The sequence below is a fragment of the Acidovorax sp. KPB24-03 genome (assembly GCF_057546605.1).
In genome coordinates this window covers 1-611 of sequence record NZ_BAAJYR010000925.1, presented here as the reverse complement: position 1 = coordinate 611, position 611 = coordinate 1, and the positions used below count along the sequence as shown (strand labels likewise).

Below are 611 nucleotides of genomic sequence, written 5' to 3'. Positions count from 1 at the left end.
TGCCGCGCCCAGCGCCGCCGACTCGGCCAGCCACCAGGGCCCAGCCCGGCTGTCGGGGCGTGAGGCCCAGCACGGCCAGCAGGGCGAACTGCGGCGCGCGTTGCGCCACGCTCAGGGCCAGCACCGAGAACACGAGGAAGGCCCCGGTGAACAGCGCCACCAGCGCCAGCACGGTCAGGTTGACGCGGTAGGCGCGCGACAGGTTGCTCGTGCGCGCGGTGGCATCCCCGGGCTGCAGCACGGCCACGCCGGCCGATGCGCCTGGCAGGGCCTGCAACGCCTGGCGGAAGGCGTCGGCACTGGCGCCGGGGCGCAGCTGCACGTCGATGCGGCTCAGTTGCCCGCCGCGCTGGAACAGGTCCTGCGCCGCGCCGATGTCCATCACGGCCAGCGGCGCGCCGCCCGCAGCCACCGTGCCCGCCACGAGCACCGTGTGCACCTGCAGGCCCGTGCGCAGCTGCAGTGCCGGTACCACGGCATCGCCGCGCAGCCCGAGTGCCTGCAGGGCCGCGCCGTTCAGAAACACCGTGGCCGGCGCCAGCAGCGCCAGCCGGTCGGCGCTTCAAAGGGCCCGGGGCACCAGGGCGGGGGCCATCGCCGGCAGCAGCAAC

Annotated in this window: 1 pseudogene; it reads right to left on the bottom strand. The window is 75.8% G+C overall.

The features are described 5' to 3' along the window. A pseudogene (locus tag AC27KI_RS26840) lies at positions 1-611 on the bottom strand (ABC transporter permease); the annotation flags it as partial.